The sequence below is a fragment of the Streptomyces nanshensis genome (assembly GCF_001751255.1).
In the GTDB taxonomy this organism is placed as follows: Bacteria; Actinomycetota; Actinomycetes; order Streptomycetales; family Streptomycetaceae; genus Streptomyces; species Streptomyces nanshensis_A.
The window spans coordinates 1-1888 of sequence record NZ_LJGW01000569.1; the positions used below are offsets into that span (position 1 = coordinate 1).

1 protein-coding gene and 2 pseudogenes are annotated in these 1888 nt (G+C 75.3%); 1 reads left to right on the plus strand and 2 read right to left on the minus strand.

Translation table 11 applies throughout. From position 1 onward, the window contains the following. Window positions 1-505 (plus strand): annotated as a pseudogene (locus tag AN218_RS37250) (hypothetical protein); the annotation flags it as partial. Between the two features lie 78 nt (window positions 506-583). On the opposite strand, the gene ligD reads toward AN218_RS37250, so the two are convergent. Then, window positions 584-1600: a non-homologous end-joining DNA ligase gene (gene ligD / locus AN218_RS29795; protein ID WP_070020170.1), complete on the minus strand. Its 1017-nt coding sequence runs from the start codon at window positions 1598-1600 to the stop codon at window positions 584-586. Between the two features lie 130 nt (window positions 1601-1730). Next, window positions 1731-1888, minus strand: a pseudogene (locus AN218_RS38590) (PLP-dependent aminotransferase family protein); the annotation flags it as partial.

Here is a 1888-nt window from a genome sequence, read left to right on the forward strand (position 1 = left end):
GGGGTTCGAGGCCGCGGCACGCGAGGCGGCCTCCGCGCCGGAGCGCCGGTCGCGGTCCGCGAAGGGCTCCGCGTCACGTTCCCGGAAGCCGCAGACCGGGACGTCGCAGGGCGGGCGACCGACGCGAGAGAAGACGCGGACGAAGCAGCGGAAGAGCCGGCAGGAGCGTGAGCAGGACCGGCGGGACCAGCGGGCCCGTCAGCAGGAAGCGGAGGCGGCCCGCGCCGCCCGCGAAGCCGCCGACCAGGCCGGGCAGCGGCGGCGCGAAGCGGACGACGCGTGGGAGGAGGCGTCCGCGGAGACGGCACGGTTGCGCGCGGACCGCGAGGAGGCGGAGGAACGTGTCGAGCGGCTGCGCGGCGAACTGCGCGAGGCGGACGGGCAGCGCAAGGAGTGCCGGAAGCGCGAACGTGAGGCGGAGCGTGCCGAGCGCACGGCCCGGCGGAGGGCGGACGCGGCCGCCGAGGCGGAGGAACGCGCGCGGGAGGCGGTGCCCGCCCGGTGAGTCCACGTCCGTACGACCGGTCCGCATCCGTACGACGGCGTACCGCCCCCTCCGTAGCGGTCGCGGGGCTCCGCTCCCTCAGCTCTTCCGCGGTCGCTCCCGGACCACGTCCTCCGGCCGCTTGTCCTCGCGCAGCCCCAGATAGCGCGGATGCCGCAGCCGTCCGTCGCGCGTCCACTCGGTGAAGCCGATCTGCGCGACAAGCCGCGGTGCGACCCAGTGGGCTCCCTTCTCGCGTACCGGATCGGCGAACGGCGAGCGCTGCGTGGCCAGTTCGTCGAGCCGGCGGCGCAGGTCGAGCAGCGTGGCCCGGTCGTATCCGGTGCCGACCTTGCCCGCGTACCGCAGCCGGCCCTCCTCGTAGTGGCCGAGCAGCAGCGCCCCGAACCCCGTTCTGCTGCCCGCGGGTTCGGTGAAGCCGCCGACGACGAACTCCTGCCCCTTGCCGCACTTCAGCTTCAGCCAGTCCGGCGAGCGGCGTGCGAGGTACCGGCCGTCCGCGACCTTGGCGATCAGGCCCTCCCAGCCGCGTGCGCACGCCTCGTCCAGCAGCTCCTGCCCGCCGGAGTTGCGGTGCGTGGTGAAGCGCAGCGGGCCGTGGAAGGACAGCGCACCGCGCAGCAGCGACTTACGGGTGCGCAGCGGCAGCGCCCGTACGTCCGCGCCGTCCAGCCGCAGCAGGTCGAAGACGTAGTAGTAGACGGCGACTCCGCTGGCCCGCGCCTGCCGGGGGTCGGTGAGCTGGAGCCGCTGCTGGAGCCGGGAGAAGTCCGTGCGTCCGCCGGCGAAGGCGACGACCTCGCCGTCGACGGTGAAGTCCGGGCAGTCCTGCGCGGCGAGGGCGTCGTCGATCTCGGGGTAGGTGCCGTTCAGATGCTGGCCCGTACGGGAGAGCAGCCGTACGCGTCCCGCTTCCCGTACGGCGAGGAGGCGTACGCCGTCGAGTTTCCGCTCGAAGATCCAGCCGCCCCGGCTGAAGTCCCGCCGGTCGCTGAGGGTGGCCAGCATGGGGCCGGCGGCGAGGTCGGCGCCGGAGGCCGCGTCGCGGAGCCGGCGGCGGTGCTCGTCGGACAGCCCGTCCAGCAGTGTGCTCATGGCACGGCTCCTCCCGGGTCGGGGAGGTGGCAGGTACCCGGCGGGTGCGGGTGCCATGCCGTACGGCCCTGACGGGGCGACGGGACCCGGAGGGGCCCGACCGCGGGAGCCGACCAGGGGGGCGCCGGGGTCAGAGGCGCCCCGGGCCGAGCACTTCGTCGCAGGCCGCGCGGAGCCGCCGTACCCCTTCCGCGATCTCCGCGTCGCCGGATGCGGGCGCGAAGCTCAGCCGCAGATGGCGCGCGGCGGGCTCGGCCGCGAAGTACGCCCGGCCCGGGGCGACGGAGA